This window comes from Actinomadura darangshiensis, assembly GCF_004349235.1.
Taxonomy (GTDB): domain Bacteria; phylum Actinomycetota; class Actinomycetes; order Streptosporangiales; family Streptosporangiaceae; genus Spirillospora; species Spirillospora darangshiensis.
In genome coordinates this window covers 16384-40831 of the sequence record NZ_SMKY01000050.1, presented here as the reverse complement: position 1 = coordinate 40831, position 24448 = coordinate 16384, and the positions used below count along the sequence as shown (strand labels likewise).

The following is a 24448-nucleotide window of genomic DNA, read 5'->3' as shown; positions in this document are numbered from 1 at the left end:
GGACCATGGTGGCGTTGGTGGCGAAGTGCACGGCGATGGAGGCCAGGATGCCGCCGCGCTCGTAGGCGTAGCAGCAGAGCATGGCCATGGGGATGGCGCTGACGGTGAAGAGCACGCCGCTGGGGGTGGTCGCGCCGAGGTCGTTCTGGACGGTGTCGTCGATGAAGAACAGCGGCAGGTGCCAGACGGCCCAGATGGCGCCGAGGATCAGGGACACCTGGAAGCGGCCCAGGGTGGCGCGCATCCTGGGGTAGGCGGTGCCGCGCCAGCCGGGCTCTTCCGACAGCGGTCCTCCGATGAGCAGGCCGACCAGGAACGCCGCGGGTCCGCCGAAGTCCTCCATGATGTCCATCGCGCCGTCCAGGCTGGGGGCGGGAGCGCCGGCGGCGTGGGCGATGAAGGCGGCGGCCAGCACGATGCCGGAGGCCGCCACGAGCAGCAGCGGGGCCCAGGCGAGGGCGGCGGGGCGGAAGCGGACCGCGTGCTCGGGAGCGGGCCTGCCGCTGCGGCCGCGGCGGATGCGGATCACCAGGGCGCCGATCAGCGGGCCGAAGGCGCCGAACATGTGGAACGCGCCCGTCAGCGGGCTCGACGAACCGCTCAGCCCGATCGCCGCAGCCCAGGAGGCCCAGCTGACGGTGAAGGCGATGGCGGTGAACAGGGTCAGGTCGCCGCGGAAGCCGACGGGGGTGGCGGGGCGTGCGGGTGCGGTGGTCATGCCGGGATTCCCTCTGGTCAGGTGGCGGCCGCGTCCTCTGGTGGAGCGGAGGAAGCGATCTTGCGACGCCAAACCTACAGTGTAGGATTGAATCCGACAACGTTTGATAGCAAGTACAGTGTCGGGCATGGCTGATTCGCACCCTGACCAGCACTTCGACAGCGTCTTCACCCGCCCGCCGCGCGGCCGGCGCTCCCAGCCCGCGCTCAGCCGCGACCGCATCGTCGCCGCCACGATCGCGCTGCTGGACCGCGACGGCGCCCCCGCGCTGACGATGCGCAAACTCGCCGCCGAACTCGGCGTCCACGCCACCAGCCTCTACTGGTACGTCCAACGCCGAGAAGACCTGGTGGACCTGGCCGTGGACGAGATCCTGACCGAGGCCGCAGCGGCGCTGCCGGGCCCAGAGGTGCCCTGGCGCACCGCCGTCAAGCAGACCGCCGGCCTGTTCTACGCGGCGCTGACCGGTCATGCCTGGGCGGCGGAGTTCGCCGGCTCCCGGCCCCTGATCGGCCCGAACGCGATCGCCCTGTCACGGCGAATCGTCACCGCGCTCCACGAATGCAACAAGAGCGAGGAGTTCCAGGCCGTCGCGATCCGGGCGTTCTCCAACCAGATCCTCGGCGCGGCCGCCATCGCCGTCGCGATGCGCCAGATGCGCCAAAGCGACACGGACAGGCACGAAGAGGCCCGCGCCGCGGCGGTATCGGAATCCGACGCCCTCGCCACCGACAACGAGTACTTCGACCAGGTACTCGACCTGCTGATCGCGGGCATCGACGCGCAGCCCGGCTCCGAAGTCCCGGCAGACGGCAACGCAGGATCTCACCCCGGTAAGCCCTGAATGATCTTTTACGGCGAATCCTCCGACTACCAGGGCGTCATTCCCGGTCTCGGTGCCGTGCCGGGCGTGCCTCCAATGCGGCGGCCCGGTTCCTGCCGGCGCCGCCGTGCCCCGGTGCGGTGCCGGCGGCGAGAACGGCGGCGAATACGGCGGCGGCGGTCAGCACCAGGAACATGTGGGGGTATCCGCCGAGCGCGGCGGCCAGGGCTGCGCCGGCGAAGGGCGAGATCGCGGTGGCGGTGGTGATGGGGGCGGCGAGGATCCCGGACAGGGCGCCGTAGGAGGCGGTGCCCCAGCGGTCGGAGACGGCGGTGGCCTGCAGGAGCGTGCCGATCCCCCGCATCATTCCGGCGAGGAAGGCCACGGTGATGAGCAGCGCGATGGGGCCGGGAATGGTGGCGAGCGCGGCCGTGGTGGCGGCCGACATCGCCAGGATCCAGACGGTGCGCACCCGGACACTGGTGCGGCGCGCGAGCGCACGGTAGCCCAGGCGTCCGGTGACCTGGCCGACGCCGCCGAGGCCGAGGGCCCAGGCCGCGATGCTGGCGTCGGCTCCACGGGAGATGAGCAGCGGGATGAGATTGATCGTCACGGCGAACATGGCGAACGCCGACAGGGTGAGCGCGGCGGCCAGCAGGAGGAACGGCCGGCTCCTTACCGTGGCCGACATCGCGCCGCGATCGCGGGACCGGCCACGTTGTCCGTCCATCACGGCTTCGGGTGACGGCCAGGGACGGCGCAGCGCGAACAGGTGGAGCGGGACGGTGACGACGGCCAGCACCACCGCCAGCACCACGTAGACGCCGCGCCACGGCAGATGGGCCGAAAGGGCGTCGGTGAGCGGTGCGAAGACCGTGCTGGCCAGCCCCGCGACCAGGGTGACGGTGGTCAGGGCACCGAGGTGGTGGGGCGCGTAGTAGCGGGTGAGTGCGGCGAAGGCGGGCTGGTAGAGCACGGCCGACATCGCGACGCCGGCCAGCAGCCAGGCGGCGGTGAAGCACCACAGGTTCGGGGCGGCGGCCACGCCGAGTATCGCCAGGACGGCCAGCACCGAGCCGCCGGTCATCAGGGCCCGGGGGCCGCGCCGGTCCAGTGCCCGGCCGACCGGGATGCCGCCCAGCGCCGCGACGATCAGGGCGGCGGAGAATCCGGCCATGATGGCCGAGGTGGACCAGCCGGTGTCATGGGTGATGGCCGGGGCGAGGACGGGGAAGGCGTAGTACAGCACACCCCAGCTGGTGATCTCGGTGACGCACAGCGCCGCGAGCGGGCTGCCCGCGGCCCGCGAGACGTACCGGGCCGGCCCCTGGGCACCGGCGGCCCTGCCGGCCGGTGCCCGGATGCGCGAGGCGGGGTCGGCCGCGTCAGGCATCGTCGCGTTCGGCCTCGCCGGAGTAGCCGTGGACGCTTCCGGTCGCGAAGCCCAGTCCCGCCGGGGCGCCGAGCCCGATGCTGATCGGCTCGGGGGCCGAGGGGCCGCAGCACGAGGCGCTCGCGGGCTCGCCGGCGGTGGCCGGTTCGGTGGAGCAGGACGTCCCGCAGCCGCCGTCCTGTCCCGTGGTGCCGGGCAGGAGGTCTTCGGTGACCAGGCTGGTGGAGCAGACGCCGGTCTCGGGGAGGTCGAGCTGGACGGCGTCGGCGGCTTCGCGGTCTCCGGCGAGCGCGGCGACGACGGAGCGGACCTGCTCGTACCCGGTGGCCATGAGGAACGTGGGCGCGCGGCCGTAGCTCTTCATGCCGACAAGGTAGAAGCCGGTCTCGGGGTGGGCGAGGTCGCGTTCGCCGTGCGGCGGGACGGTCCCGCAACTGTGGAAGTTGGGGTCGATCATCGGGGCGAGCTTGGCCGGGGCCTCGGTGGCGGGGTCGAGGTCGACGCGGACCTCGCGCAGCATGTCCAGGTCGGGGCGGAATCCGGTGGCCGCGACGACGGCGTCCGCCGGGAGTGTGCGTGCGCCGTCCGGGGTCTGGCCGGTGACCTGGACGGGGCCGGCCGCGGGGCCGCCTTCGGGGGTGCGGAAGCCGGTGATGGTGAAGCCGCGGACCAGGTCGATCTCGCCGTTGTCCACCGCCTGCTTGAGGCGGGTGCCCAGGGCACCGCGCGCGGGGAGGCCGTCGGCGTCGCCGCCGCCGTACAGCCGCGCCACCGATGCCCCGCGCACCGCCCAGGTGATGCTGGTGCCGGGTTCGGTCCTGGCGAGTTCGGCCAGGGCGAGCAATGTGTTTGCGGCCGAGTGGCCCATGCCGACGACCAGGGTGTGGCGGCCGGTGAAGCGGTCCCGGTCGCGGCCCAGGACGTCGGGCAGCGGCCCGGTCAGATACGGCGCGGCGTCCTGCTCGCCGGGTGCGGGGAGGCCGGAATGGCCCAGCGGGTTGCCGCGGCCCCAGGTGCCGGAGGCGTCGATGACCGCGCGGGCGGTGATGTCGTGGACGGCTCCGTCCCGGGCGACCGCGCGGACCAGCAGCGGACGCTCCTCACGACCGGCCGTCCGGGTGACGTCCATCCCCTGGCGGGCGACGGCCACCACACGGGTGCCGGTACGGATCCGTCCGGCCAGCGCGGGCACCTTCGCCAGCGGAGCGAGGTAGTCGCGCACCAGTTCGGCACCGGTCGGCAGCGTCTCGGCGTCGGGCAGGCGCCAGCCGGTCGGCTCCAGCAGGCGCCGGGCGGCGGCGTCGGTGTCGTACCGCCAGGGCGAGAACAACCGGACGTGCCCCCACTCGGCCATCGCCGCGCCGACCTTTTCCCCGGCCTCCAGGACGAGGAAGTCCTGGTCGCGTCCGGCCAACTGCGCGGCCGCGGCCAGCCCGACGGGTCCGGCACCGATCACCACGACCGGCAGTCCGTCCTGCCGGCCGTCGGCGACGCAGCCGCAACCGGCGTCGGCCTTGGCCTCTTGGACCGTCTTCTCGGGATTCACGGCCCGCTCGGCATCGGTGCAGCAGGCCCCGACACCACAGCAGCTTCCCTCGCCGGCGGTGGCCTGGTGTCCGGTGTTGTCGTTCACGATGGCTCCTCGGTGGCTCGTAACGAATCCTGCCTCACGTGAGGCGATCAGAGGCGAGCGCGGTAGGCGGCGGTGGTGACGCGGTCCTTACTTAGATACTTGTCTAAGCAGGCGCCAGTTTGCCTTGCTGGATAGATGGATGTCAAATTAGATGCATGTCTAAGGTGATGGAGCTCGACGACGTGTCCGCCACGGGCACCTGCTGCGCACCTCTGAGCGGCCCGGCATTGGACGAGTCAGAGGCGTCCGAGCTGGCGAAGGTGTTCAAGGCGCTGTCGGATCCGGTGCGGTTGCGCCTGCTGAACATGATCGCCTCGGCGGACGGCGGCGAGGCCTGCGTGTGCGACCTGACGGGCGCGTTCGAGCTGACCGGGCCGACGATCTCCCACCACCTGAAAGTGCTGCGCCAGACCGGCCTGATCGATGGTGAGCGGCGCGGCACCTGGGTGTACTACCGCGTAGTGCCGGAGCGGCTGACCCGCCTGTCGGGCCTGTTCGCCCTCCCCGCCCTGGCACCGGCCTGAGTCCAGCGGCCGAGTTCCTGCGGGCGCTGGCCAGTGAGCAGCGGCAGCAGATGCTCGAACTGTTCGCCGGAGGCATCGAACTCACCGTCGCCCAGCGCCTCGGCGTGGGCCAGTCCAACGCCTCACAGCAACTCGCCCTGCTCCGCCCGGGGTGGGCTTCTCACCTCGCGCCGGGACGGCAAGCAGGTCTACTACCGCATCGACTCCGCCGCCGTCGACCGCTCGCTCACCGAGCTACGCCAATACCTGCTGCCCGCCACCGGGATCGGACGAGGCGGGAACGTAGCCCGGCCGCGTCTCTGGAAGTCAGCGCAGAAGTTCGGCGATCAGGCCCTCGATACGTTTGCGGATCTCGTCGCGGATCGGGCGCACCGCCGCCACGCCCTGCCCCGCCGGATCGTCCAGCGTCCAGTCCAGATACCGCTTGCCCGGGAAGACCGGGCAGGTGTCGCCGCAGCCCATCGTGATCACCACGTCGGACGCCTGCACCGCGTCGACCGTGAGCACCTTGGGGACTTCGGCCGAGACGTCGATGCCCTCCTCGGCCATCGCCTCGACCACGGCCGGATTCACCGCATCGGCGGGCGCCGAACCGGCCGACCGCACCTCCACCCTCTCCCCCGCCAAATGAGTGAGGTAGGCGGCGGCCATCTGCGAACGGCCGGCATTGTGCACGCACACGAACAGCACGCTCGGCTTCTGCGACATCAGACTCCTTGAGCATCGATGGACAAGGGGAGACCGCCAGAAGCTCATTGTTGAGCAGGTCGAGTTCGTCCCGGATGCGGTTCAGCGTGCTGCCGGGCTTTCGCGCAGCCGTCCACCCTCCATTCTTAGACGTTCTGCGCCGCCGGCTCGGTCCAGGCCGGGTCGTGCGGGGCGGCCGGCGCGGCGAGCAGGCCGGTGGCGGGCTGGGCGACCGTTCCCAGGACCGCTCGGGCCGTCGCGTCATCAGTGGACGCCGGGATCGTGAGCAGGTCGATACGGCGGCCGTCGGCGTAGATCGCGGTGAGCTGCCCGGCGGGGAGGTTGTCGAACCAGCTGAGCCGGACCTCCCGGGTTTCATGGGCGGCGTCGACGCGTAGCCGGCGGGGGTGGGTGTCCCAGTCGGCCGTCCGCAGCAGGATGTGGGCGATGGGCCGGTGGTCGTCCGGTGGACCGTGGGCCTGCAAGGCCAGAACCAGCCCGGGCAGTTCGACGGCCGGATCGGCCGAGCGAGGCCACCAGCCGCCGTCCAGCAGTGTGCGGCCCGAGCCGTCCTGCCTCGGGCCGCTGCGGCCGGCCGGGGCCGATGACCGCAGCGCAAGCCGGGGAGTCATAGACGGCGAGAAACCGATGGTCGTTCGTCGTTCAGCAGTGGTTCGCATCTGAATCCCTTTCACCAGGGTCCGCTGATGGCGGGCCCGGGGTGTGTTGTCGGTCGGGACAAGCCGCCAGGGGCGCCATCTCGGGTGGTCGAACAAAAACCTGGGAAAGAAACCCGATTTTCCGAGATGAACCGGGAAGGCCGCTCCGAAAGAGCGGATGTCATCGTTTACCGCATATCTACATTATGCTCGTAAATTTCCGATAGTACCGGGGCATGACGTAAAATTCGATTGCCCTTTCCTATGCTCATTGTTTCAGGGCGTCCGTCGGCACGGTGACGCCGCCCGCGCGGGGGCCTATTTCCGTGGGGCGGTCAACGCCGCCAACGCGCCTTCGAGCCGTGGATGAAGGGTGAGAGCCTCATCGACCTTGGTGATCTGGAGGACGCGGGCAACGCGGCCGTGGGCGCCGGTCAACTCCAGGCCCAGGCGCCGGTCCTGGGCGTGCCTGAATGCCTTGACCAGGGCGGCGATGCCGCTGGCGTCGCAGAACCTGATGCCGGTGAGATCCAGGATCACGCCGCTCAACTCACCCCGGTCGTATCCCGCGGCGGCGTTGCCGGCGGAGACGCCGGTGATCGTCGTGGTGAGCTGGGCGGTCAGCCAGCCGCTGTTGGAGGCGTCGATCTCCCCGGCGAGCGCTATCAGCATCGCCGCCGACCCGGCACCGCGGACGACGTCCGTGCGCCGAAGACTGATCCGTGCCCCGCCTGAAACGCGTTCGCCTGCCGTGTCGTCATGCCGCATCGGCGCCGCGGGCAGAACGAAGGACGGGGGCAACGACTCGCTCGCTCTCATGACAGCCCCTTCCCTGGAGCGCATGCGCTATGCCGCCAGGGTCTGGAGCGGCCGGCAGGCGATTGCCGCCGTTGCACGTAGCATAAGCTGGCCCACCGCTCCCGGTCCATTCCTGCGACCCGCTCATCCCGCGGCTCGATCACGGGACGGCGGGGAGTGCGCGCGACCGCGGCCGTCAGCCGGGAATGCGGAGAGCGAGAAGCGCGACGTCGTCCTCGCCGCTGGGCTCGATGCGCTCCAGGATCTGGTCGCACAGGTCGGGCAGGGGCAGCTGGGCCAGATGGGAGCCGTGGCGGCGAAGGCTGGTGAGGCGGTCGGACAGGTCGGTGTCGCGGGTCTCGATAAGGCCGTCGGTGTAGAGCAGCAGTGTGGACAGGGGCGGAAGGACACGGGCTCCGTCAGGGCGATTCCCGGTCAGGTCGGGGTCGCCGAGGAGCATTCCGTGCTCGTCCAGGAAATGCGTGCCGCCGTCGCCGGTGATCAGGAGCGGCGGTGGATGGCCGGCGTTGCACCAGCGGAGATGCCATCGCCCATCGGCGGCTTCCTCGACGCGGCCGAACACGGCGGTGGCGAGATCGGCGTCGCTGACGGCGGCCATGACGCCGTCGAGGCGGGCCAGCACGCCGCTGGGCGGCGCGGCACTGGACGGCTCGGCACTGGGCGGCGGGGTACTGGACGGCGCGGCCATGTCCCAGGCCAGGGCTCTGAGCATGTTGCGGACCTGGGCCATGCGGGCCGCCGCCTGGAGGTCGTGGCCAACGATGTCCCCGATGACCACTCCGATGGCGCCGTCGGGCAGCGCGAACGCGTCGTACCAGTCGCCGCCGACCCAGCTGACCTGGGCTGCGGGCACGTACCGCGCCTCCAGCCGCAGATCGCCCGGCTGCGGCAGGGGTGTGAGCAGGTTGCGCTGCATCGCCTCGGCCGTGTCGCGCTGCTCGGCGTACAGGCGGGTGTTGGCCAGGACCAGGCCGGTGCGGCGCGCGACGTCCTCGACGACGAGCCGGTCGTCCGGCCCGTAGCCGTGTCCTGGACGGGAGTAGCCCAGCGTCAGCGCGCCATAGGTCTCACCTCGGGCGGCCAGCGGGGCGATGATCGCACTCTGGGCGTCCATGACCTGGAAGAGTTCGCGCTGGGCGGCGTCCAGCGGTTCGTCGGACCGCACGTCGGCCTCCCCGCTGACCACGACCGCGGTGCCGCCGCGCAGTACCTGGGCCAGCGGTCCGCGCGGCACCCGCGGGAGCGGCGGAAGGGGCCCCTCAAGCCCGGCGATGTCGGCGGCGGAGAGTTCGTGGTGCGTCGCGGCCACCCGCTCGACGCGGCCGTCGGGAACCAGCAGATCGACCTCGGCCCAATCCCCCAGCGCGGGAACCACGAGCCGGACCAGCCGCCGCAGCACCTCCTGCTCGTTCAGCGTGGACGACAGCACCGTCGTGACCTCGGCGACCAGCCTCAACCGGGAATTGGCCCGCCGCACCCGCGACATCTGGTCGCGCCGCTCGTGCTCGACCGCGACCCGGTCGGCGGCGTCCTGGAAGACGATGACCAGCCCGGCCACCGCCCCGCCCGCGGGTCCGGTCCCGTCCTGGTCTCCGGTGGAGATCGGCGCGGACGACCAGGAGCACATCACCATCCGCCCGTCCCGGTGGGCGAACCGCTGGTCCTCCCCGTGATCGGGGACGCCGGTGCGCAGCGCGCGGATGAGGCGGCAGTCCCGTTCGGGCGGGACGTGCCCGTCGGCGTCCCGGTGCAGAAGCCGGTGCATCGGCTTTCCCAGCACCTCGTCGCGGGTGTAGCCGAGCAGTTCCCGGGCCCGCGGGTTCCATGCCGTGATCCGGCCGCGCTCGTCGGTGGCCAGAACCCCGGAGTGCATCGCCTCCACCAAACGATCATGAATGGTGCCCGGCCGGTCCTCCACCTGCCCGGTCATACTCATCCCCTCCGATCGGACACCAGACCCATTCCCCTCGGCACACCCCGGACACCCGCGCGCGCCGTCCATCGGCTGCCACCACATGCACCGGTGCTCTAACGGCTCAGCCAGGGTTCTCGGACGATGTCCCCGGCGTGAATCGCACGAAGGGGATCTGCCGTCCGACCTGGCGGTAGTCCTCGACGCTGCCGTCGACGGCGAAGCCCATGAGCTTGCACAGCTGCCGGGCGGCGGCCGGATGGCGGGGGGCGTACCGGGCCATGATCTCGGCGCCCTCGTCGGTCGCGATGGGGGCGGCGGTCGCCTGGATCTTCTTCCCGGCTATCTGGAGAGTGACGCCGGGGGTGGCCATGACGTTGCGGTACCAGTCCGCTCGGGGACCGAATCCGGAAGCCGCCACGTAGCCGTCCCCGTCCTTCTGGACGACCTCGACGACGACCTGCCGCGGCCGGCCGGAGACGCGGCCGGTGTGGGTGAGCAGCATGATGCGGCGGCCCAGCAGCGGCCCCAGCCCCATGCGGTACAGCCGGATCGGCAACCGCCACAGCAGGCGGCGCAGGCCGGTCGGCGGGGCGGGCCTCTCAACGATCTCCATGGGTCACTCCTTGACGGGTTGGGAAGTCTGCGGAGGCAGGATGCTGTCCGCGCCGAACCGGCGGCGCAGCACCGGTGCGAACGCTTCGCGCATGACCAGCCGCTGGGCGAGGCTCTGTGCGACCAGGCCGGGGCGGGTGCCGGGCACCAGGGACCGGGTGAACATCTGCGCGTTGCGCTGCCGGCGGGAGACCTCCGCACGCATCCGCTCCTGGTAGTGGGCGAACGCGAGCCGGTGGTCGCCGCGGGTCGCCAGTTCCTCGGCGAGGACGTAAGCGCCCGCCATCGCCATGGACACGCCCTGCGCCGACACCATGGTCATGCAGCCGCACGCGTCGCCGACCAGCGCCACCCGGCCGCGATGCCAGGCGGGCATCACGATCTGGGTCATCGTGTCCATGAAGATCGGCTCATCCGCGGGGGCCTCGGCCAGGAGCGAGGGCGTGAGCCAGCCCATGCCGCCGAAGGTCGAGCGGAGCAGGCCGGGGCGCTCATCGCGCGGCACGTTTCCGGTGCGCGATGACCTGAACAGGAAGAGGGCGATCAGCTCGCCCGCCCGGCCGGTGGGGTAGACCACCACCTGCCGGCCGGGCTCGGTGCAGTGGACCCTGGCCCGGCCCCAGCCGTACCGGTCGGCGACCGGGAAGCACGCCAGCCGGCAGCCGAGATACCGGGCGAACTCCGGCTCCGGCCCGAAGACCAGTTCCCGTGTCCGGGAGTGGATCCCGTCCGCGCCCACCATCAGGTCGAACCGCTGCGTGCCGCCGCCGGCGAAGTCGGCCTCGACCGCCGAGCCGGTGTCGCGCACGGCGGTGACGGTCTCCCCGAAGCGGATCTCCACCTCGCCTTCGACGGCGTCCAGCAGCGCGCCTTCGAGGGTGGTGTGCATCAGCGCGAGATGCGGCCCCTGAATGATCTTGTCCAGCAGCGGTGTCGTCAGCCGGGCGCCGACGCGGCCGGCGGCATCGACGAAGTCGATGGAGTCGACCGGCAGCCGGTGCGGCGCCAGCCGGTCGACGATGCCCATGCGGCCGGCGACGTCGTACCCGGTGCCGAAGAAGTCGATGCCGTACCCGCCCAGGCGGCCGTGCGCGGCGCGTTCCACGATCACCGCCTCGACGCCGCGGCGGCGCAGCCAGTAGGCCAGGGTGAGCCCGGCGACGCCGCCTCCGCTGATGAGGACTTTCACGCCTCCCCCTCCAGCAGTTCCCCCACCGCGGACAGGGCGTCGCCGACCGGGAGCTCGCCGTCGATCATGTAGTGCAGCATCAGCCCGTCGATCGACGCGGCGATCAGGGTGGCCACCCCGGTCGGCCGGGCCCGCGGCCAGCCGGGATGCAGCTCCCGGAGACGCTCCGCGATCTGCGTGCGGGCGTGGCGAAGCTCGTCGCGCAGCACCACCCCCAGGGCGGGATCGCGCATCGCGCCCATGATCAGCTCGGCGGCCAGCCGGGTCGCCTGCTCGTCGGCCGGGGTCCGGGCCAGCTGGCGTCGCATCATCTCCAGCGCCGCCCGCTCGTCCGGCGCCGCCAGGAGCTCGGTGATCATGGGGCCGAGGATGAGGTCCGTGGCCTGCCGGAAGATCGCCGCATGCAGCCCGGCCAGGCCCCCGAAGTGGTAATGGATCAAGCCTGGGTTGGTGCCGGCGTGCTCAGCCACGGCACGGGTGGACACGCCCGGCCACCCCTCCCGGCCCAGCAGCGCGACCCCGGCGTCCACCAGTTGCTGCCGTCGCCGATCGCCGCGCGGCGAAGTTGGTCGATTGGCCAAGTTGGTCATACGACCAAGTTAGCACAGGGCCACGCGGGACCGGCTCTCCGAGCCACCGCCGTCCCCGCCTAGGTGACGCGCACCACAGGGCATACCGGTCACAGAAACCGCGGGACCTGCATCTTCATGGACGGGCGCGGCATGCACACCGTGCGCAAACGCTCGCGATACATCACACGCCCTGAACGGAAGGGGAATCCAACCCATGAACGAGTACACGTCGCAGCCGAGGACGGTCCTGATCACCGGCGCGAACAAGGGGATCGGCCGCGCGGTCGCCGAACTACTGGCCGCACAGGGGGCGACCGTCCTGATCGGCGCCCGTGACCCGCGGCGCGGCGAGGAGACCGCGGCGGCGATACGCGCCACCGGAGGCGACGCGCATGCGGTCGCACTGGACGTCACCGACCCGTCCACCGTCCAGGCGGCCGCCTCCTGGATCGACGACCGCCTCGGCCGCCTGGACGTACTGGTCAACAACGCCGGCATCACCGGATCAGGACAGGCCGCACCCCAGGACGCCCTCGACCGCATCCCCAGCGCCGTCGACGTGGAACTGGTCCGCGAAGTGTTCGAAACCAACGTCTTCGGAGTGATCACCATGACCAACGCGGTGCTCCCGCTGCTGCGGCGGTCCCCGGCCGCCCGGATCGTCAACCTCTCCAGCCACGCCGCTTCGCTGGCGATGACCGCCGAGGTCGACGGGCCCCTGTCGGGGCTGACGTCGGCGGCCTACTCACCGTCCAAGACCGCGTTGAACGCGCTGACCCTGCAGTACGCGAACGAGCTACGCAAAGAGGGCATCCTGGTCAACGCCGCCGCCCCCGGTTACGTCGATACCGACATCAACGGCCACAGCGGCTTCCTCACCCCGGCGCAGGGCGCGGCCGTGGTGGTGCACCTGGCCACCCTCGGCGAGGACGGCCCGACCGGCGGGTTCTTCAGCGAGGAAGGCCCACTGCCCTGGTAGCGATCGGCCGGCATCGACGCGGATGTGTCAGGCGGTGAAGCGCATTTCGGGGAAGCGTGAGGACGGGCCGTCCAGCAGGTGGTCGTCTCGTCCACGCAGCCAGCGGTCGAAGAAGGAGGTGACGTAGGCGCGTTCCGCCGCGATCGCCCGCGCGGGCCGGACGGTGCCGACCGCGCCGGTCAGGCCGCCCTTCGGGGCGATGCCCTGCTCGGCCAGCGGCGGGAGCAGCGCTTCGGCGTCGGTGTAGGTGGCGTGCCGTGAGCCCGCCAGCGTCACGTCGCCCTTCCAGCCCCGGGTGTTGCGCCAGAAGGCGTCCCAGGACGGCTGCTCGGTGTGGTCGCCGGAGCCTTCCGACTCGGTGCCCATGAGCAGCAGCGGACGGTCGAGGCCGTCACGTGCGACGGTGCTGAGCTCGCTGCCGTCAGGCTTGCCGCCCGTGTAGTCCATCTGGCCGTCCATGTTGACGCCCGCGCGGACACGGCGGTCGTCGTGCATCGTCTGCGCGGCCGTGAACCCGCCGGCCGACTGCCCCACCATGCCCACGCGGCCGGCGTCGAGGGCTCCGCCGAAGCGGCCCCGGCCGATGCCGGGCAGCCGGTCCAGGACGAACCGGGCGTCGGCGACGCGCGCGGCCATGGCCTTCTTCAGCAGGGCGGTGACCTCGGCGGGGGAGGTCGGCGGAGTGCCTTCGGCCAACCGGCCGGTGACGAGCCTCCCGCCGGGGAACTCCACCTCGGACGCCTCGCCGGTGTGGTCGACGGTGATCACGGCGTAGCCGCGGCTGGCCAGGTCCTCCACCAGGGTGGTGTTCCACGTCCGCGGGTCGGCGAGCCCGGACGAGTAGAGCACGACGGGCAGCCGTCCGGCCTTCCGGGCGACGGGCGCGTCCGCCGTGGCGTGCGTGCGCACGGCGCCCCAGTCCGCCCTGCCGGGCGGCATCCCCAGGTTGAGCGTCGCCGCGCCCTGCTCCGAACCGAAGTGCGCCGCGGCCTTCGCCGTCATGTGCGGGACGTCCTCTTTCCCCGGGGCGCTCGCGGGATACCAGACGCTGACCATCAGCTCGCGGGCCCGCGACGGCGTCCACGGGTCGCGGCGGCTCTGGTCGACCAGATGCAGGGACGTCGTGCCGACCTTGAAGGGCCCGGTCGGACGCGGCAGCGACACCTGCCCGGCCGCCGGCCGGCCGCCGGACACCTCCCGGGCGACCGACGTGGTGGCGCATCCTCCCGCGGCCGTCGCGGCCAGCAGAAGGACGGGCAGGCTGGAACGGCGGAAACGCAACAGGGCTCCTCGGTCGCTCGGCGGGCGTCGCGTCTCCAGACTGGTGACCCGACGGCTCGTCCCGCGTCCCACACCGGTAGCCGTTTTCGGCTGGCACCTCGGTATGACCGGGTCATACCGAAACCCGATCGACCGCGGCAGGGGTTATCTGGCCGGCACCATGCCGGAACCGCTCATGGCGCACTTCTTGGCGTCCCGGACTTGCGCTGTTCACCGGGGAAGTGCTTATTTCCCTCACCACCATCGGGTACTCGACAGGCCATATGATCACGGATCAGAAGTAGCGATCGCCGCTCTCAACGCAAGGCCCGGGTTATCGGCCGCCCGTTTTCGACTTTTCAGCCGTCCGCTCCACGAAAAGCGCGGCGGCTGTGCTGGTGAACGCGGGTCGATTCGCGAAAATATTACATTTTATGAAAAAGTGGACATCCTAGGATAGACGCCTCGATAGCAGACCCGGACCCGCAGCAATCTCGGCAATCCTTGCCTCCTTCTCAAGGCGTTGTGCCAGCCTATATATGGGTGTGCCCATACGAGGGCACGTATTACTCACCATCGTGATCTGCTGTTGATCCACAGAGGACGCCGATGCCTGACTCCTTCGAATCCGCTGCCGGCGCCGAATACCAGGATGTTCGGCGAATCGGCAGGCCAGCGACCCGTGGTATGCATCGGAAAAGCGAAATACGCGCTCTCCACCTGTCCATTTCCGTGCTCCCCACGGCCATAGTGGCGGTTCTCGGGTTCGCCGCCGCCGCGGTCCTGTACAGCGGCGACGCCGCGTCCCAGGGGGCGCGGCTGGTGCTGGCCACGGCGGCGTTCGGGGTCGCGATCACTCTCGGAGCCGCCATCCTGGCGGCGGACGTGGCGACCCGCCGGATGCACCGGCAGCGCACCGAGTCGGCCGTCCACGATCAGGAGAACGCGCAGCGGCGGCTCGGTGAGCTCGGGCTCCTGGTCGCCCGCGGCCAGCGGGACCTGCAGCGGCTGGCCGAGAGGCTCGGTACCGGTGAGACCGCCGCCCCGAGCAGGAAGGACTTTCCGGCCCCCGACACCGCCGACCCCTACCTGCGGCTCGCCCACGAACTACGCAAGGCGCAGAGCGCGGCCTGGAACGCCATGATCGGCGCCGCGAGCCGCGAAGCCGGTGGCGGCAGCCAGCGGGTCGCCGTCTTCGTCAACCTGGCCCGGCGAATGCAGTCACTGTCCCACCGGGCCATCCTGGGGCTCGACGAGCTGGAGAACCAGGTCGAGGATCCGGACCTCCTCAAGGGGCTGTTCAGGGTCGACCACCTCAGCACCCGCATGCGCCGCCAGGCCGAGAGCCTCGCCGTGATCGGCGGCGCCGCGCCGCGCCGCCGGTGGACCAGGCCGGTGACCCTGTACGAGGTGCTGCGCTCGGCCATCGCCGAGGTGGAGCACTACAAACGGGTCAAGGTGGTGCCGCCGGTCGACGGGAGCCTGCACGGCGGCGCGGTCGCGGACATCGTCCACCTGCTGGCCGAGCTCATCGAGAACGCCACCAAGTTCTCCCCGCCGCACACGCAGGTGCTCATTCGCTTCGAGAGGGTCACCGCGGGCATGGTCATCGAGGTCGAAGACCGCGGCCTCGGTATCCCGCGGGGAGACCAGCGGCGGCTGAACGAGCTGCTCACCGACACCGAGCGGGCCGACACCGAGGAGCTGCTGAAGGACGGGCGCATCGGGCTCGTCGTGGTCTCAGCGCTCGCTCGCCGTCACAAAGTCCGCGTCCAACTCCAGGGCAATGTCTACGGCGGTACGCAGGCCATCGTCGTCGTACCGGAGGAACTGGACGGCATGGAAGCGGAGGCGGCCGAGACGCCGCCGCGGGCGGAACCGGTGAACGCCGTCGCGGCACCACCGGACGTGAGCCTTCCCGCGCCGCCACCGGCCGTCAGCGTTCCGGCTCCGCCACCGGCACGTGTCTCCGGCTCCGGGCCCGGCCTTCCGGACGGTGCCGGTGAGCGGCCGCCATTGCCGCAACGCCAGGCCCAGGCCAGCCTGGCGCCCGAACTGGCCAATGCGCCCGCTCCCCAGCAGGACGTTCAGGACGTCGAACACGATCCCGGCTTCATGGCGGCATTCCAGCAGGGTCTGCGCCGTGCCGACGAGGACGACGCCCCCGCTGATGATCCCGACAGTGCGAACTGAGGGGACTTACCCATGATTAGGAGTGTCCATTGAGTGGCGTCTCCCCGAACCGACCTCAGGACCTGGCTTGGCTGTTGCGGGCGCTGAGCGAGGAGGTTCCAGACATTCGCGGCAGCGTGCTGCTGTCGTCCGACGGCATGCTGAAAGCCTCCGACGGATTCGACCGCACCAGTGCGGAGCAGCTCGCCGCGCTCGCCTCGGGTCTCTTCTCCATGGCCCGCAGCGCCGGGACGAAGTTCGACGACAGCAACGACGTGCGGCAGGTCGTCGCGGAACTCAGGTCCAGCCAGTTGTACATCTCCTGGGCCGGTTCCAATTCCGTGCTCGCGGTGCTGGCGCGGGCGGAGGCCGATCCGGCCGTGGTCGGCTTCGAGACGGCCCGGCTGATCAAGGCCGTCCGGCCCTTCCTGCACACCGCGGCACGGCCGGCGGCCGCGACGAGCAAGCGAGACCCAGCGACTTGACCACCGCAGGCGATGGAGACGACGAGGTCTGGCTCGACGACGACGCCGGACTGCTCGTGCGCCCGTACACGGTGACCGCCGGCCGCACCCATCCGACCGTCGACCTCGACCTGCTGTCCCTGGTGGTGGCGGCCGGCCGGCGTCCCCCCGCCCTGGATCTGGAGCATGCGAAGGCACTCGAGTTGTGCCGCACGCCGACCTCGGTCGCGGAGGTCGCGGCGCATCTGCGGCTTCCCGTGGTGGTCACCAAGGTCCTCATCTCCGATCTGGTGGACGGCCGGGCGATGAACGCGCACGCGCCGCGAACAGCGGCCGATCCCACCGACCGAGCCCTTTTGGAGAAGCTGCTCGATGGCCTACAACGAGCCTGACGAGGCGCTCCCCACCCAGGTCAAGATCCTCATTGCGGGCGGTTTCGGCGTGGGGAAGACGACATTCGTCGGTGCGGTGAGCGAGATCGAGCCGCTGAGCACCGAGGAACTCATCACCTCGGCCAGCGTCGGCATCGACGACCTCGACGGGGTGGAGCGCAAGTCCACCACCACCGTGGCGCTCGACTTCGGAAGAATCACGATCGAGCAGCACGGGATCGTCCTCTACCTGTTCGGGACGCCGGGCCAGCGACGCTTCTGGTTCCTGTGGGACGAGTTGTGCGCCGGGGCGCTGGGCGCCATCGTGCTCGCCGACACCCGCCGCCTGGAGGACTGCTTCGAGGCCGTCGACTTCTTCGAGAATCGGGGGACCCGGTTCCTCGTCGCGGTCAACGAGTTCGACAACGCGTTCCGTTACGGATCCGACGAGGTCCGGACGGCCCTCAACCTCGACCCGCGCGTCCCCATCGTCGTATGCGACGCGCGGGACCATTCCTCCGCCCTTGCGGCCCTGCGTGCCCTGATCCGGCATCTGCTGACAGCCGCCCCTGCCGTCTCCATCTGACAATACTCATGCCGACTTTCACACCCGGCCATACCTGGAGGTCCCCGTGACGTATCCGCCCAATGACCAGGCATACGAACTCCCGACCCGTCCCTTGATACCGCCTGACCATGAAGCGTCCCAGCGCGTGGCGCGGCTGCGGGAACTCGGCCTGGGGCAGGCACGGGAGAGCGAATTCGATGAGTTCGCTCACCAGGTCGCGATGGACGCACAAAAGCTCGTGGGGCTTCCCAGCACACCGGTGGCCTTCGTGAACCTCGTCGGCGACGATCAGTTCGTGTGCGGTGTCTACACACCGCCGGCCGCCGCCGAAATCGTGGACGGTATTCTCGGGGCGAGAATACCCCTCAATGCCGGCTACTGCCCGCACGTCGTCGTCCGGCGCAAGGCGCTGATTCTGGACGACGTTCTCGACTATCCGCGTTTCGCCGGCAATCCGATCGTCGACAAGCTCATGGTCCGGAGCTACGCCGGAGCTCCGCTGACGGACCGCACGGGCACGGTTCTCGGCACGGTCTGCGTCGTGGACAACGAGCCGCGCCCGTGGGGCAAGGCCGGACTGGATCTCATGAAGCAGCGGGCGGCCGACCTGGTCGGCCGGATCCAGCGCCGCGAGGGCCGGCCAGGCTGATCGCCGGCCTACCGCCCTGCTCCATAGGCGTCGAGTACTCCGGTGGCCAGCAGGCGGAATTCCGCGGCGACACCGGCGATGTCATTTCTGAGGAACTCGATGGCGGGCCGGGCCCGTCTCGGGTCGGCACCCGTCTCGGCGGCCCACTTGACGACCTGGGCGATCGCGAACAGGTAGCCGACGACGCGGCCGGCCAGGACCTGATGTGCCTGGCCCAGGCGCTGGTCGAGGAAGCTCAGGTCGGCCTGGAGCGCCCTGACGGCGGGCGCCGTGAGCGGCCAGTCGGCCAGGAACCGGCTGAGGGGCCGGCCGGACCGCCGGGTCAGGCAGTAGGCGGCGAGCTGCTGGCTGAGCATGTCGTTGTTGCCGTCGAAAATGCTGAAGACCCGGGTGTCCAGGAACGCCTGACCGGCGATATTGGTGGGCGATCCGCAGCGGTACCCTTCGGCGCCGGTCAGCTGCTGGTAGTGCTGCGCCGCGCTGATCACCCGCTCGGTGGCGACGGTCTTGAGGGCCTGCACGGCCGGAAACGCGGGGGTCATGTCGCGCTTGAAGTCCAGCATCGTCTGCAGGTAGTGGTTGAGCGCCTCGCAGATGGTGGCGGAGGTGTCGATGGCCGCGAGCCTGTATCTGACGAACCCGATCTTGGATTGCGGCTTCCGCCCGATCTGGCGGCCATCGGCGTACGTGTGGGCCTCGCGGCTGATGCGGCGCAGGAATCCAGATCCCGCCGCCGCGAGCAGCGCCCGCGACGCCAGGAACATGTCCACCGAGTTCAGGCCCGGTTCCTCGGCGTTGATCCGCCGGTGCCGGGGGACGGTCACATCGATGTCGTTGACTCCGTAGTCGATCAGCTTAAGGCCGAGCGCCTCGTACAGTTCGACGGTGCGGAATCCCTCGCTGCGCTTGACGACGAAGTAACCGTACTCGCGACGGCGGTGGGCGTTCTTCGCGAGGACCAGCCACCAGTGTGCGGAGGAGCTGAGTGCCTGCCAGTGCTTGCGCCCGCGGATCCGGTAGCCTCCGTCCACCTCCTCGAACGTGGTCGCCATGGCCGACAGGGCCGAGCCGGCACCTGGTTCGGTGGCGGCGAGGCCGGCCATCAGCGGATCGCCGCCTGCGAACCGCGGCAGCATCTCCCGTTTGGCCTCTTCTCCGGCCCACTTCACGACGGGTAAGAGCGCGAGTGCCGTGTTGACTATCACGTGTACGCCGAGCGCCAGGTTCCACTCGGATGTGGTCTCGACGATCCGGCACATCTCGACGCTGCTGTCGCGTCCGCCGTACTGCTTGGGCAGAGTCGGAAGCCGAACCCCGGCCCGCACCAGAAGCGCCCAGCTGTCGGGGGGAAGGATCTGCTGCGGATAGGTCGCGGAGTCGAACTTGGACGCGACCGTGTCGATGCCGGCGATGAACTCGTCCGTCGACAAGGACAGCAGATCATTCGTTGGCAGGAGATCATTCGTCATGGTGTCCGCTCACGGGTCGGCCTGCCAGGGGCAAGGGGGGACGCTGCCAGGTTCCGGCGATCAAGAGCACGCTGGTATTCACTTCTGCTGAAACAGCAGGCCACGTACCGCCTTTCAAATCATCCGGATCCGGGGCATACGTCATGGTCAGCCGGTCGGTCATCAAGCGCAAGGAACATCATGCTTACCGTATTGGACGCGAAAGCGTTCACGCCTTTGTGACCTGCACACAGTTACGGACAGCAAGCTTGCGCCGCCGACGGATCATGCACCCGAACCGATCGTAATACCGATCAAGGCTACCGCGCACGGAGGCCCGGTCGCCGGACAGCGCCCTGATCTACACCGACGAGATCGCCGAATCGGCCGTTCATTCCCAGGAAAACAAGGTCAGCCCCTTGGACCATTTCATCTGATCCCCGTGGTCACGGACGGTCGCGGCCCACGTGTCCTGATGCCCGAAAACAAAGCGGGCCGGCCGCAGAAATCATGGCCCAATCGTAAGATGCCGATGCCGACCTGAGCATAAGACCGGTCGGACGCCTGATCATTCGTAGGGGGTGCGGGGTTTCTCGATCTTTTGCAGGGACCGGCCGCGCACCGCCTGGACGACCGTCCTGGAGCGTCCGGTCGCCGGCGGCGTCCAGACGCCCACGACCTGGACCCAGGTGTCGGACGGCGGCCGGGGCAGCCCGCGCACCGTCACCGGGAACGGGACCGCGTCGCCCGCGCAGCAGGCGATCTTGAGGCGGACGATCCGCCAGCCGCCCTCCCCCTTCACGCCGGGGGCGACGAACCCGGTGAGGCGCACCGGGACGCCCTGCAGACTCGCCGGGTCACCGGTCTGCGCCAGGTACCCGCGGCCGATGAACTCCCCCATGCTCATCGCCACCGGCGCCCCGGTCCGGGGCAGGGGGCGGAATCCCTCCGTCGGCGCGGCCGGGGGCGGCGCCGTCCGCCCGGTGCCGCGTGCGGCGGTGAACGAGCCGAGCGCGGGAGGAGCGATCAGGAACAGCGCCAGCACCGGCAGGCACAGCAGCCAGGCCACCCGCGGCCCGCGCGAGTGATCATGGCCGTGCTCGGCGGGGTGATCGTCATCCCGGGTGCCGCGCCACTCCCGGCGGACACCGGCGGCACCGAGCACCAGCAGCACGATCGCGGCGGGAGCCAGCAGGTACCGGAAGCCGGGCCGCACGTAGTTGACGTACTCGCCACTGCCCACAGTGATCCACAGCACCGCGGCGCCGATGAGCACCAGCAGCATGCTCTGCGCGGCCCTGCTCACGACAGCACCCCTCCCACCAGTGCGCTGACCGAGACCGCGAGGACGAACGTCAGCGGGACGAACCGGACGGCGAACCGGCGCCCGAAGAACCCCGCCTGCAGCGCGATGAGCTTCAGGTCGACCATCGGGCCGACCACCAGGAACGCCAGCCGCGCCGTGGTCGAGAACTGCGACAGGCTGGCCGCGACGAAGGCGTCGGCCTCCGAGCAGATCGACATCAGCACCGCCAGCAGTGCCAGCAGCAGCACCGACGCCACGGGGATCCCGGCGACGGCGTCGACCCGGTCCGCGGGGATCGCCACGTTGATCGTGGCGGCCGCGGCAGCGCCCACCACCAGGAACCCGCCGGCGTGCATGACGTCGTGCCGCATCGCCTGGCCGAACGCCTCCAGCCGCCCGGCGGCCGGGTCGGCCCGCGGCCGGGACGGGGCCTTGATCCATTCGCCCTTGCCCACCAGCAGCCACGTCCACCCGGCCAGCACGGCCACGATCAGTGAGGCGGCGAACCGGCCGGCCACCATCTCCGGGCTGCCGGGAAACGCCACCGCCGTGGCGACCAGCACGACCGGGTTGATCGCCGGGGCGGCGAGCAGGAAGGTGAGCGCGGCGGCGGGCGCCACCCCGCGGGCCATCAGCCCGCCCGCGACCGGCACGGACGCGCACTCGCAACCCGGCAGGACGGCCCCCATCATCCCCGCGACCGGCACCGCGGCCCCGGTCCTGCGCGGCAGCACCCGCCGCCACACCGACGCCGGGACGAACACGGTGATCGCCGCCGACAGCGCGACGCCGAACACCAGGAACGGCAACGCCTGCACGCACACCGCAACGAAGATCGTCGACCAGGCGTCCAGCGCGCGTGCGCTCACGTGCGGCGCCAGCCAGATCCGTCCGCCGACGAGCACGACCGCCAGCACACCGAACATCCAGGCGGCGCGGCTCCCCGGTGAGGCGGGCTCCCGCCCCCACTCGGCCGGAGGCAGCAGATCGTCCTCGGCCTCCCGGAGGCCGGCGTGGTCACTCACGCCGACATCGTCCCAGAGAACCCGGGCCGCCGGACGTGGCCGCGCCCCTCGGCGCGGTCTCCATCCTGCAAGCCCGTGCCGCCCGTCGACACAACCGCTACGCGGTACGCCCGCTGCTGAAGTTCGACGGTCAGGTCATCGGCGGCCGGCGTTAGAGCCGTCCGTCGCCGTGCGGGGCGACGACGAGGGTGACGCCTGCGGTGCCGGCGCCTTCGGGATATTCGCCGGCGGCGAGTCGCATCAGGCCGTTGTGGTTGCCGTACTCGTCGCTGCCGACCTGCAATGACGTGGCGCCGGGCATGCCGTAGGCGAGCTTGGAGGTGCCGTGCTCGCCCTGCTGCCAGACACGCACCTCGTTCCGCTGGACCTGGATCGTGCCGGGAGTGCGTCCGTCGTGGGACAGCACCGGCACCACGCGCCGCACCGGCCCGTCGTAGCCGTGGAGGATCGTGGTGACCCGGGTCTCGCGCGGCGTGACGGTGAAGCGCTCCTCGACCGCCGTGACGCCGCCGCCGAAATCGCCGTCGTAGCGGACCGTGAACCTGACGTCGTCGCCGCGCAGCCGTGTCGGATGTACGACGACGTCCTGGGTCAGGCTCGGTTCGAGCTCACCGAAGTGGCGCCATTGGCCGGGGCCGACCAACCACGCCACGCCCATTCCGGTCGTCGGCGGTTTGGGGCCGTCCGGCACCCGATAACTCGGTGCGGCCAGCAACGAGTCGCTCGACCCGAGCTGCGGTGAGTGGCCCGAGAAGTGCGCCCGGATGAAGCCGGTCGCGTCGTAGTGGTGGTCGCCGGCGGTGTCGATCTCCACGTAACCGCCGCCGGCGTTCGCGAAGACCTTGTGCAGCGGCTCGATGTGCAGGAGGTAGCCGCCGGTGTCCGCGGGGGCGGGACGTTCCTTGACGTCCTCGGTCGTGGCGGCGTGTTCGTACGCGATGGCGAGCATCGACATCGGCAGCAGGTTGTACTGGGAATGGCCGGAGTAGGACTCGTATCCGAAACTCTGCGCCGGATCCATCCAGTTCTTGACGACCTGCATCTCCCCGCTCGGACGTACCCAGCGGAACATGGAGCGCAACGCGAGGTGCGCACCCCGCTTGAAGAACGCCGCCATTTCCCTGTCACCGGCGGCCAGCGCGCGTGCCGCGAAGACCTCGTACGTCACGCACTGCTCCGCCTCGTTCCACTGGTGGTGCGCCGACCTGCCACCGGCGGGCAGTTCGCCGTTCGGCGACTGCATGAACAGGCTGGTGATGGCGGCACGGCGCAGTGCCTCGGCCAGTTCGGCGCGGTACGGCCCGGTGTAACCCCGCGCGATGAGGTCTCCGAGCCAGAGGCGGGGGAAGTGGTCGTAGGGCATCGGGCCTTCCAGGTAAAGCCCGTAGGAGGTGTCGAAATGCCTGCCCTGCGCGGCGAAGCTCGCCTCGGGATAACGGTCGGACGCCACCCGAAGACCCATCTTCTGGAACAGCGCCTCGCCACTAGCGGCGACGATGTTCCAGTTGTTGTTCCCGACGGCCGAACGGTAGGTGAGGAACGGCTCGAACCGGCCGATGTCATGCTTCCAGGCTGCCGAGCGCGTCGCGGGTACATGCGGCTCCAGGAGCCGGATCGCATGGGCGAGCATCGGCGCGTAGAAGTCCTCGTGAGAGTCCGCTGCGGTGCGCTCCGCGAGTTCCCGGGCCGACCAGTCCAGCGCGAGCGCGGCCGCTTTCAGGAGGTCCCTGCGTCCGGCGTAGGCGACCAGGGCCGCCGCGGCGTGGGCGAAGGCGGGCGTGCTGTACTGGAACTCGCGGTTCCGGTAGGGATCGATGATCGCGCCGTCGGCGTCCTGCTCGGCCTTCCAGAAGTCCACCTCGCTCGTGATCAGCCGCAGGTAGTCGCTCCGGCGGAGACCGGTGGGGCGGACCCGACCGCCCGCGGACCGCGACCGGTGGCCGTCGAGCAGCGGCGCCGTCGGATCCGGCGAGTCCAGGATCGGCCCCCAGGTGCTCCGGATCGGGGCATCAGTGAAGGCGACCCGGACCGGCTCCGGATCCGGCGCCGGCTCCAGGACCAGCGCGTTGACGACCCAGTTGCCCGCGGGCGAGTCCAAGGTGACGTCGATCCTCGTGCCGCCCTCCGGCACGACGAGTGTCGCGGTGAGCTCGGCGAACTGCGCGTAGCTCGGATGCAGCACCGGCAGCGGCTCGCCGCCGTCCACCCCTGGCACCGTCAGCCGGGTGAAGTGGTCGGCGAACGTCAGGTCGCCGGACAGGACGCGCAGGCGGTGGCGGCCCGGTGCCAGTCCCCCGATCCGGAACACGCGCGCATCGGTGCCGAACACGAAGTCGCGCTGCGGAGCATCGCCGCCCCGGTCGCGGACTTTAAGCCCGGCCGCCGAGACCCAGCCGTATCCTCGCGCCTCGGTGTAGGTCTCGGTCCCCGCCCGCACGTAGCCCGGCGCCGGTGCCGGTGTCGCCCCGCCGAAGTCCAGCCGGAGCGTTCCGGTCGTCCGTCCTTGCGCGGCCCATGCGGGCGCCGCCCATACGGGCACCGCGCCCGCCACCGCCGCTCCCAGCGTCCCCGCGAGGAACGCGCGCCGTCCCGTCTCCATGTCCTTGCTCCTTTGCTGCCGATCGAGACTCGATCCGGTGCTGTGATCATCGAGAGGCCGAAC

24 protein-coding genes are annotated in these 24448 nt (G+C 70.6%); 8 read left to right on the top strand and 16 right to left on the bottom strand.

All coding sequences use genetic code 11. From position 1 onward, the window contains the following. On the bottom strand, window positions 1-718 hold a 718-nt coding region (locus E1293_RS14115), incomplete at its 3' end, for a CPBP family intramembrane glutamic endopeptidase (protein ID WP_132197789.1). A gap of 127 nt (window positions 719-845) precedes the next feature. Between E1293_RS14115 and E1293_RS14110 the strand changes: the two genes are divergently transcribed. After that, window positions 846-1562: a TetR/AcrR family transcriptional regulator C-terminal domain-containing protein gene (locus E1293_RS14110; RefSeq protein WP_132197787.1), complete on the top strand. Its 717-nt coding sequence runs from the start codon at window positions 846-848 to the stop codon at window positions 1560-1562. Between the two features lie 37 nt (window positions 1563-1599). Here E1293_RS14110 and E1293_RS14105 read toward each other — a convergent pair whose 3' ends face one another. After that, entirely contained in the window at window positions 1600-2934 is a 1335-nt protein-coding gene (locus E1293_RS14105) for an MFS transporter (RefSeq protein ID WP_132197785.1), read from the bottom strand. After that, window positions 2927-4567: an FAD-dependent oxidoreductase gene (locus tag E1293_RS14100; RefSeq protein ID WP_243716217.1), complete on the bottom strand. Its 1641-nt coding sequence runs from the start codon at window positions 4565-4567 to the stop codon at window positions 2927-2929. Before E1293_RS14100 ends, E1293_RS14105 begins: the two co-directional genes overlap by 8 nt. Window positions 4568-4722: 155 nt before the next feature. On the opposite strand from E1293_RS14100, the gene E1293_RS14095 reads away from it, so the two are divergent. Continuing rightward, complete coding sequence (locus tag E1293_RS14095) at window positions 4723-5091, top strand: metalloregulator ArsR/SmtB family transcription factor (RefSeq protein WP_165978211.1); 369 nt, start codon at window positions 4723-4725, stop codon at window positions 5089-5091. Window positions 5092-5397: 306 nt separating this feature from the next. On the opposite strand, the gene E1293_RS14085 is transcribed toward E1293_RS14095, so the two are convergent. The 7 genes from E1293_RS14085 to E1293_RS14055 form a co-directional block, all read right to left on the bottom strand. Continuing rightward, window positions 5398-5799, bottom strand: a complete 402-nt coding sequence (locus tag E1293_RS14085; RefSeq protein ID WP_132197783.1) for an arsenate reductase ArsC — start codon at window positions 5797-5799, stop codon at window positions 5398-5400. A 125-nt stretch (window positions 5800-5924) separates the two neighbouring features. Beyond that, window positions 5925-6410 (bottom strand): DUF5994 family protein, encoded by a 486-nt coding sequence (locus E1293_RS14080; protein ID WP_132197781.1) that lies wholly within the window; start codon window positions 6408-6410, stop codon window positions 5925-5927. Window positions 6411-6755: 345 nt separating this feature from the next. Then, on the bottom strand, window positions 6756-7205 hold the full coding sequence (locus E1293_RS14075) for an STAS domain-containing protein (RefSeq protein ID WP_165978210.1): 450 nt from the start codon (window positions 7203-7205) through the stop codon (window positions 6756-6758). Between the two features lie 226 nt (window positions 7206-7431). After that, window positions 7432-9186, bottom strand: coding sequence for a SpoIIE family protein phosphatase (locus E1293_RS14070; protein ID WP_165978209.1), 1755 nt, complete (start codon window positions 9184-9186; stop codon window positions 7432-7434). A 106-nt stretch (window positions 9187-9292) separates the two neighbouring features. Then, a complete protein-coding gene (locus E1293_RS14065; RefSeq protein ID WP_132197775.1) occupies window positions 9293-9784 on the bottom strand; it encodes a nitroreductase family deazaflavin-dependent oxidoreductase in 492 nt (163 codons plus the stop codon). Between the two features lie 3 nt (window positions 9785-9787). After that, complete coding sequence (locus E1293_RS14060) at window positions 9788-10972, bottom strand: FAD-dependent monooxygenase (protein WP_132197773.1); 1185 nt, start codon at window positions 10970-10972, stop codon at window positions 9788-9790. Then, window positions 10969-11562 (bottom strand): TetR/AcrR family transcriptional regulator, encoded by a 594-nt coding sequence (locus tag E1293_RS14055; protein ID WP_132197771.1) that lies wholly within the window; start codon window positions 11560-11562, stop codon window positions 10969-10971. Before E1293_RS14055 ends, E1293_RS14060 begins: the two co-directional genes overlap by 4 nt. 196 nt (window positions 11563-11758) lie before the next feature. Here E1293_RS14055 and E1293_RS14050 point away from each other — a divergent pair, with 196 nt between their 5' ends. Then, entirely contained in the window at window positions 11759-12523 is a 765-nt protein-coding gene (locus E1293_RS14050) for an SDR family oxidoreductase (protein ID WP_132197769.1), read from the top strand. A 27-nt stretch (window positions 12524-12550) separates the two neighbouring features. Here the strand turns inward: E1293_RS14050 and E1293_RS14045 are convergent, their stop codons facing one another. Further along, window positions 12551-13804, bottom strand: a complete 1254-nt coding sequence (locus E1293_RS14045; RefSeq protein WP_207938843.1) for an alpha/beta hydrolase family protein — start codon at window positions 13802-13804, stop codon at window positions 12551-12553. 729 nt (window positions 13805-14533) lie between these two features. Between E1293_RS14045 and E1293_RS14040 the strand changes: the two genes are divergently transcribed. From E1293_RS14040 to E1293_RS14020, 5 genes are all read left to right on the top strand, one after another. Continuing rightward, window positions 14534-15976: a sensor histidine kinase gene (locus E1293_RS14040; RefSeq protein ID WP_165978208.1), complete on the top strand. Its 1443-nt coding sequence runs from the start codon at window positions 14534-14536 to the stop codon at window positions 15974-15976. A gap of 74 nt (window positions 15977-16050) precedes the next feature. After that, a complete protein-coding gene (locus E1293_RS14035; RefSeq protein WP_243716216.1) occupies window positions 16051-16440 on the top strand; it encodes a roadblock/LC7 domain-containing protein in 390 nt (129 codons plus the stop codon). Further along, complete coding sequence (locus E1293_RS14030; RefSeq protein ID WP_132197763.1) at window positions 16437-16811, top strand: DUF742 domain-containing protein; 375 nt, start codon at window positions 16437-16439, stop codon at window positions 16809-16811. Before E1293_RS14035 ends, E1293_RS14030 begins: the two co-directional genes overlap by 4 nt. Next, window positions 16792-17376, top strand: a complete 585-nt coding sequence (locus E1293_RS14025) for a GTP-binding protein (RefSeq protein WP_132197761.1) — start codon at window positions 16792-16794, stop codon at window positions 17374-17376. Before E1293_RS14030 ends, E1293_RS14025 begins: the two co-directional genes overlap by 20 nt. 46 nt (window positions 17377-17422) lie before the next feature. After that, entirely contained in the window at window positions 17423-18007 is a 585-nt protein-coding gene (locus tag E1293_RS14020; protein WP_243716215.1) for a GAF domain-containing protein, read from the top strand. An 8-nt stretch (window positions 18008-18015) separates the two neighbouring features. Here the strand turns inward: E1293_RS14020 and E1293_RS14015 are convergent, their stop codons facing one another. The 5 genes from E1293_RS14015 to E1293_RS14000 form a co-directional block, all read right to left on the bottom strand. Then, the gene (locus tag E1293_RS14015) at window positions 18016-19476 is read right to left on the bottom strand and encodes an acyl-CoA dehydrogenase family protein (RefSeq protein WP_132197759.1); all 1461 of its coding nucleotides are present in this window, start codon (window positions 19474-19476) and stop codon (window positions 18016-18018) included. Then, the gene (locus E1293_RS47410) at window positions 19466-19639 is read right to left on the bottom strand and encodes a hypothetical protein (RefSeq protein WP_165978207.1); all 174 of its coding nucleotides are present in this window, start codon (window positions 19637-19639) and stop codon (window positions 19466-19468) included. The genes E1293_RS14015 and E1293_RS47410 overlap by 11 nt, the downstream gene beginning before the upstream one ends. Window positions 19640-20023: 384 nt before the next feature. Further along, the gene (locus tag E1293_RS14010; RefSeq protein WP_132197757.1) at window positions 20024-20761 is read right to left on the bottom strand and encodes a TIGR03943 family putative permease subunit; all 738 of its coding nucleotides are present in this window, start codon (window positions 20759-20761) and stop codon (window positions 20024-20026) included. Further along, on the bottom strand, window positions 20758-21786 hold the full coding sequence (locus tag E1293_RS14005) for a permease (RefSeq protein WP_243716214.1): 1029 nt from the start codon (window positions 21784-21786) through the stop codon (window positions 20758-20760). The genes E1293_RS14010 and E1293_RS14005 overlap by 4 nt, the downstream gene beginning before the upstream one ends. Before the next feature lie 151 nt (window positions 21787-21937). Then, complete coding sequence (locus E1293_RS14000) at window positions 21938-24385, bottom strand: hypothetical protein (protein ID WP_132197755.1); 2448 nt, start codon at window positions 24383-24385, stop codon at window positions 21938-21940. Between the last annotated feature and the right edge of the window lie 63 nt (window positions 24386-24448).

What these genes read in the sequence shown, in the direction of transcription:
- E1293_RS47410 (WP_165978207.1), bottom strand. Translation starts at nt 19,639, where the DNA reads ATGACCGACCGGCTGACCATGACGTATGCCCCGGATCCGGATGATTTG.
- E1293_RS14050 (WP_132197769.1), top strand. Translation starts at nt 11,759, where the DNA reads ATGAACGAGTACACGTCGCAGCCGAGGACGGTCCTGATCACCGGCGCG.
- E1293_RS14085 (WP_132197783.1), bottom strand. Translation starts at nt 5,799, where the DNA reads ATGTCGCAGAAGCCGAGCGTGCTGTTCGTGTGCGTGCACAATGCCGGC.
- E1293_RS14000 (WP_132197755.1), bottom strand. Translation starts at nt 24,385, where the DNA reads ATGGAGACGGGACGGCGCGCGTTCCTCGCGGGGACGCTGGGAGCGGCG.
- E1293_RS14025 (WP_132197761.1), top strand. Translation starts at nt 16,792, where the DNA reads ATGGCCTACAACGAGCCTGACGAGGCGCTCCCCACCCAGGTCAAGATC.
- E1293_RS14075 (WP_165978210.1), bottom strand. Translation starts at nt 7,205, where the DNA reads ATGCGGCATGACGACACGGCAGGCGAACGCGTTTCAGGCGGGGCACGG.
- E1293_RS14080 (WP_132197781.1), bottom strand. Translation starts at nt 6,410, where the DNA reads ATGACTCCCCGGCTTGCGCTGCGGTCATCGGCCCCGGCCGGCCGCAGC.
- E1293_RS14065 (WP_132197775.1), bottom strand. Translation starts at nt 9,784, where the DNA reads ATGGAGATCGTTGAGAGGCCCGCCCCGCCGACCGGCCTGCGCCGCCTG.
- E1293_RS14105 (WP_132197785.1), bottom strand. Translation starts at nt 2,934, where the DNA reads ATGCCTGACGCGGCCGACCCCGCCTCGCGCATCCGGGCACCGGCCGGC.
- E1293_RS14055 (WP_132197771.1), bottom strand. Translation starts at nt 11,562, where the DNA reads ATGACCAACTTGGCCAATCGACCAACTTCGCCGCGCGGCGATCGGCGA.
- E1293_RS14015 (WP_132197759.1), bottom strand. Translation starts at nt 19,476, where the DNA reads ATGACGAATGATCTCCTGCCAACGAATGATCTGCTGTCCTTGTCGACG.
- E1293_RS14095 (WP_165978211.1), top strand. Translation starts at nt 4,723, where the DNA reads ATGTCTAAGGTGATGGAGCTCGACGACGTGTCCGCCACGGGCACCTGC.
- E1293_RS14110 (WP_132197787.1), top strand. Translation starts at nt 846, where the DNA reads ATGGCTGATTCGCACCCTGACCAGCACTTCGACAGCGTCTTCACCCGC.
- E1293_RS14070 (WP_165978209.1), bottom strand. Translation starts at nt 9,186, where the DNA reads ATGACCGGGCAGGTGGAGGACCGGCCGGGCACCATTCATGATCGTTTG.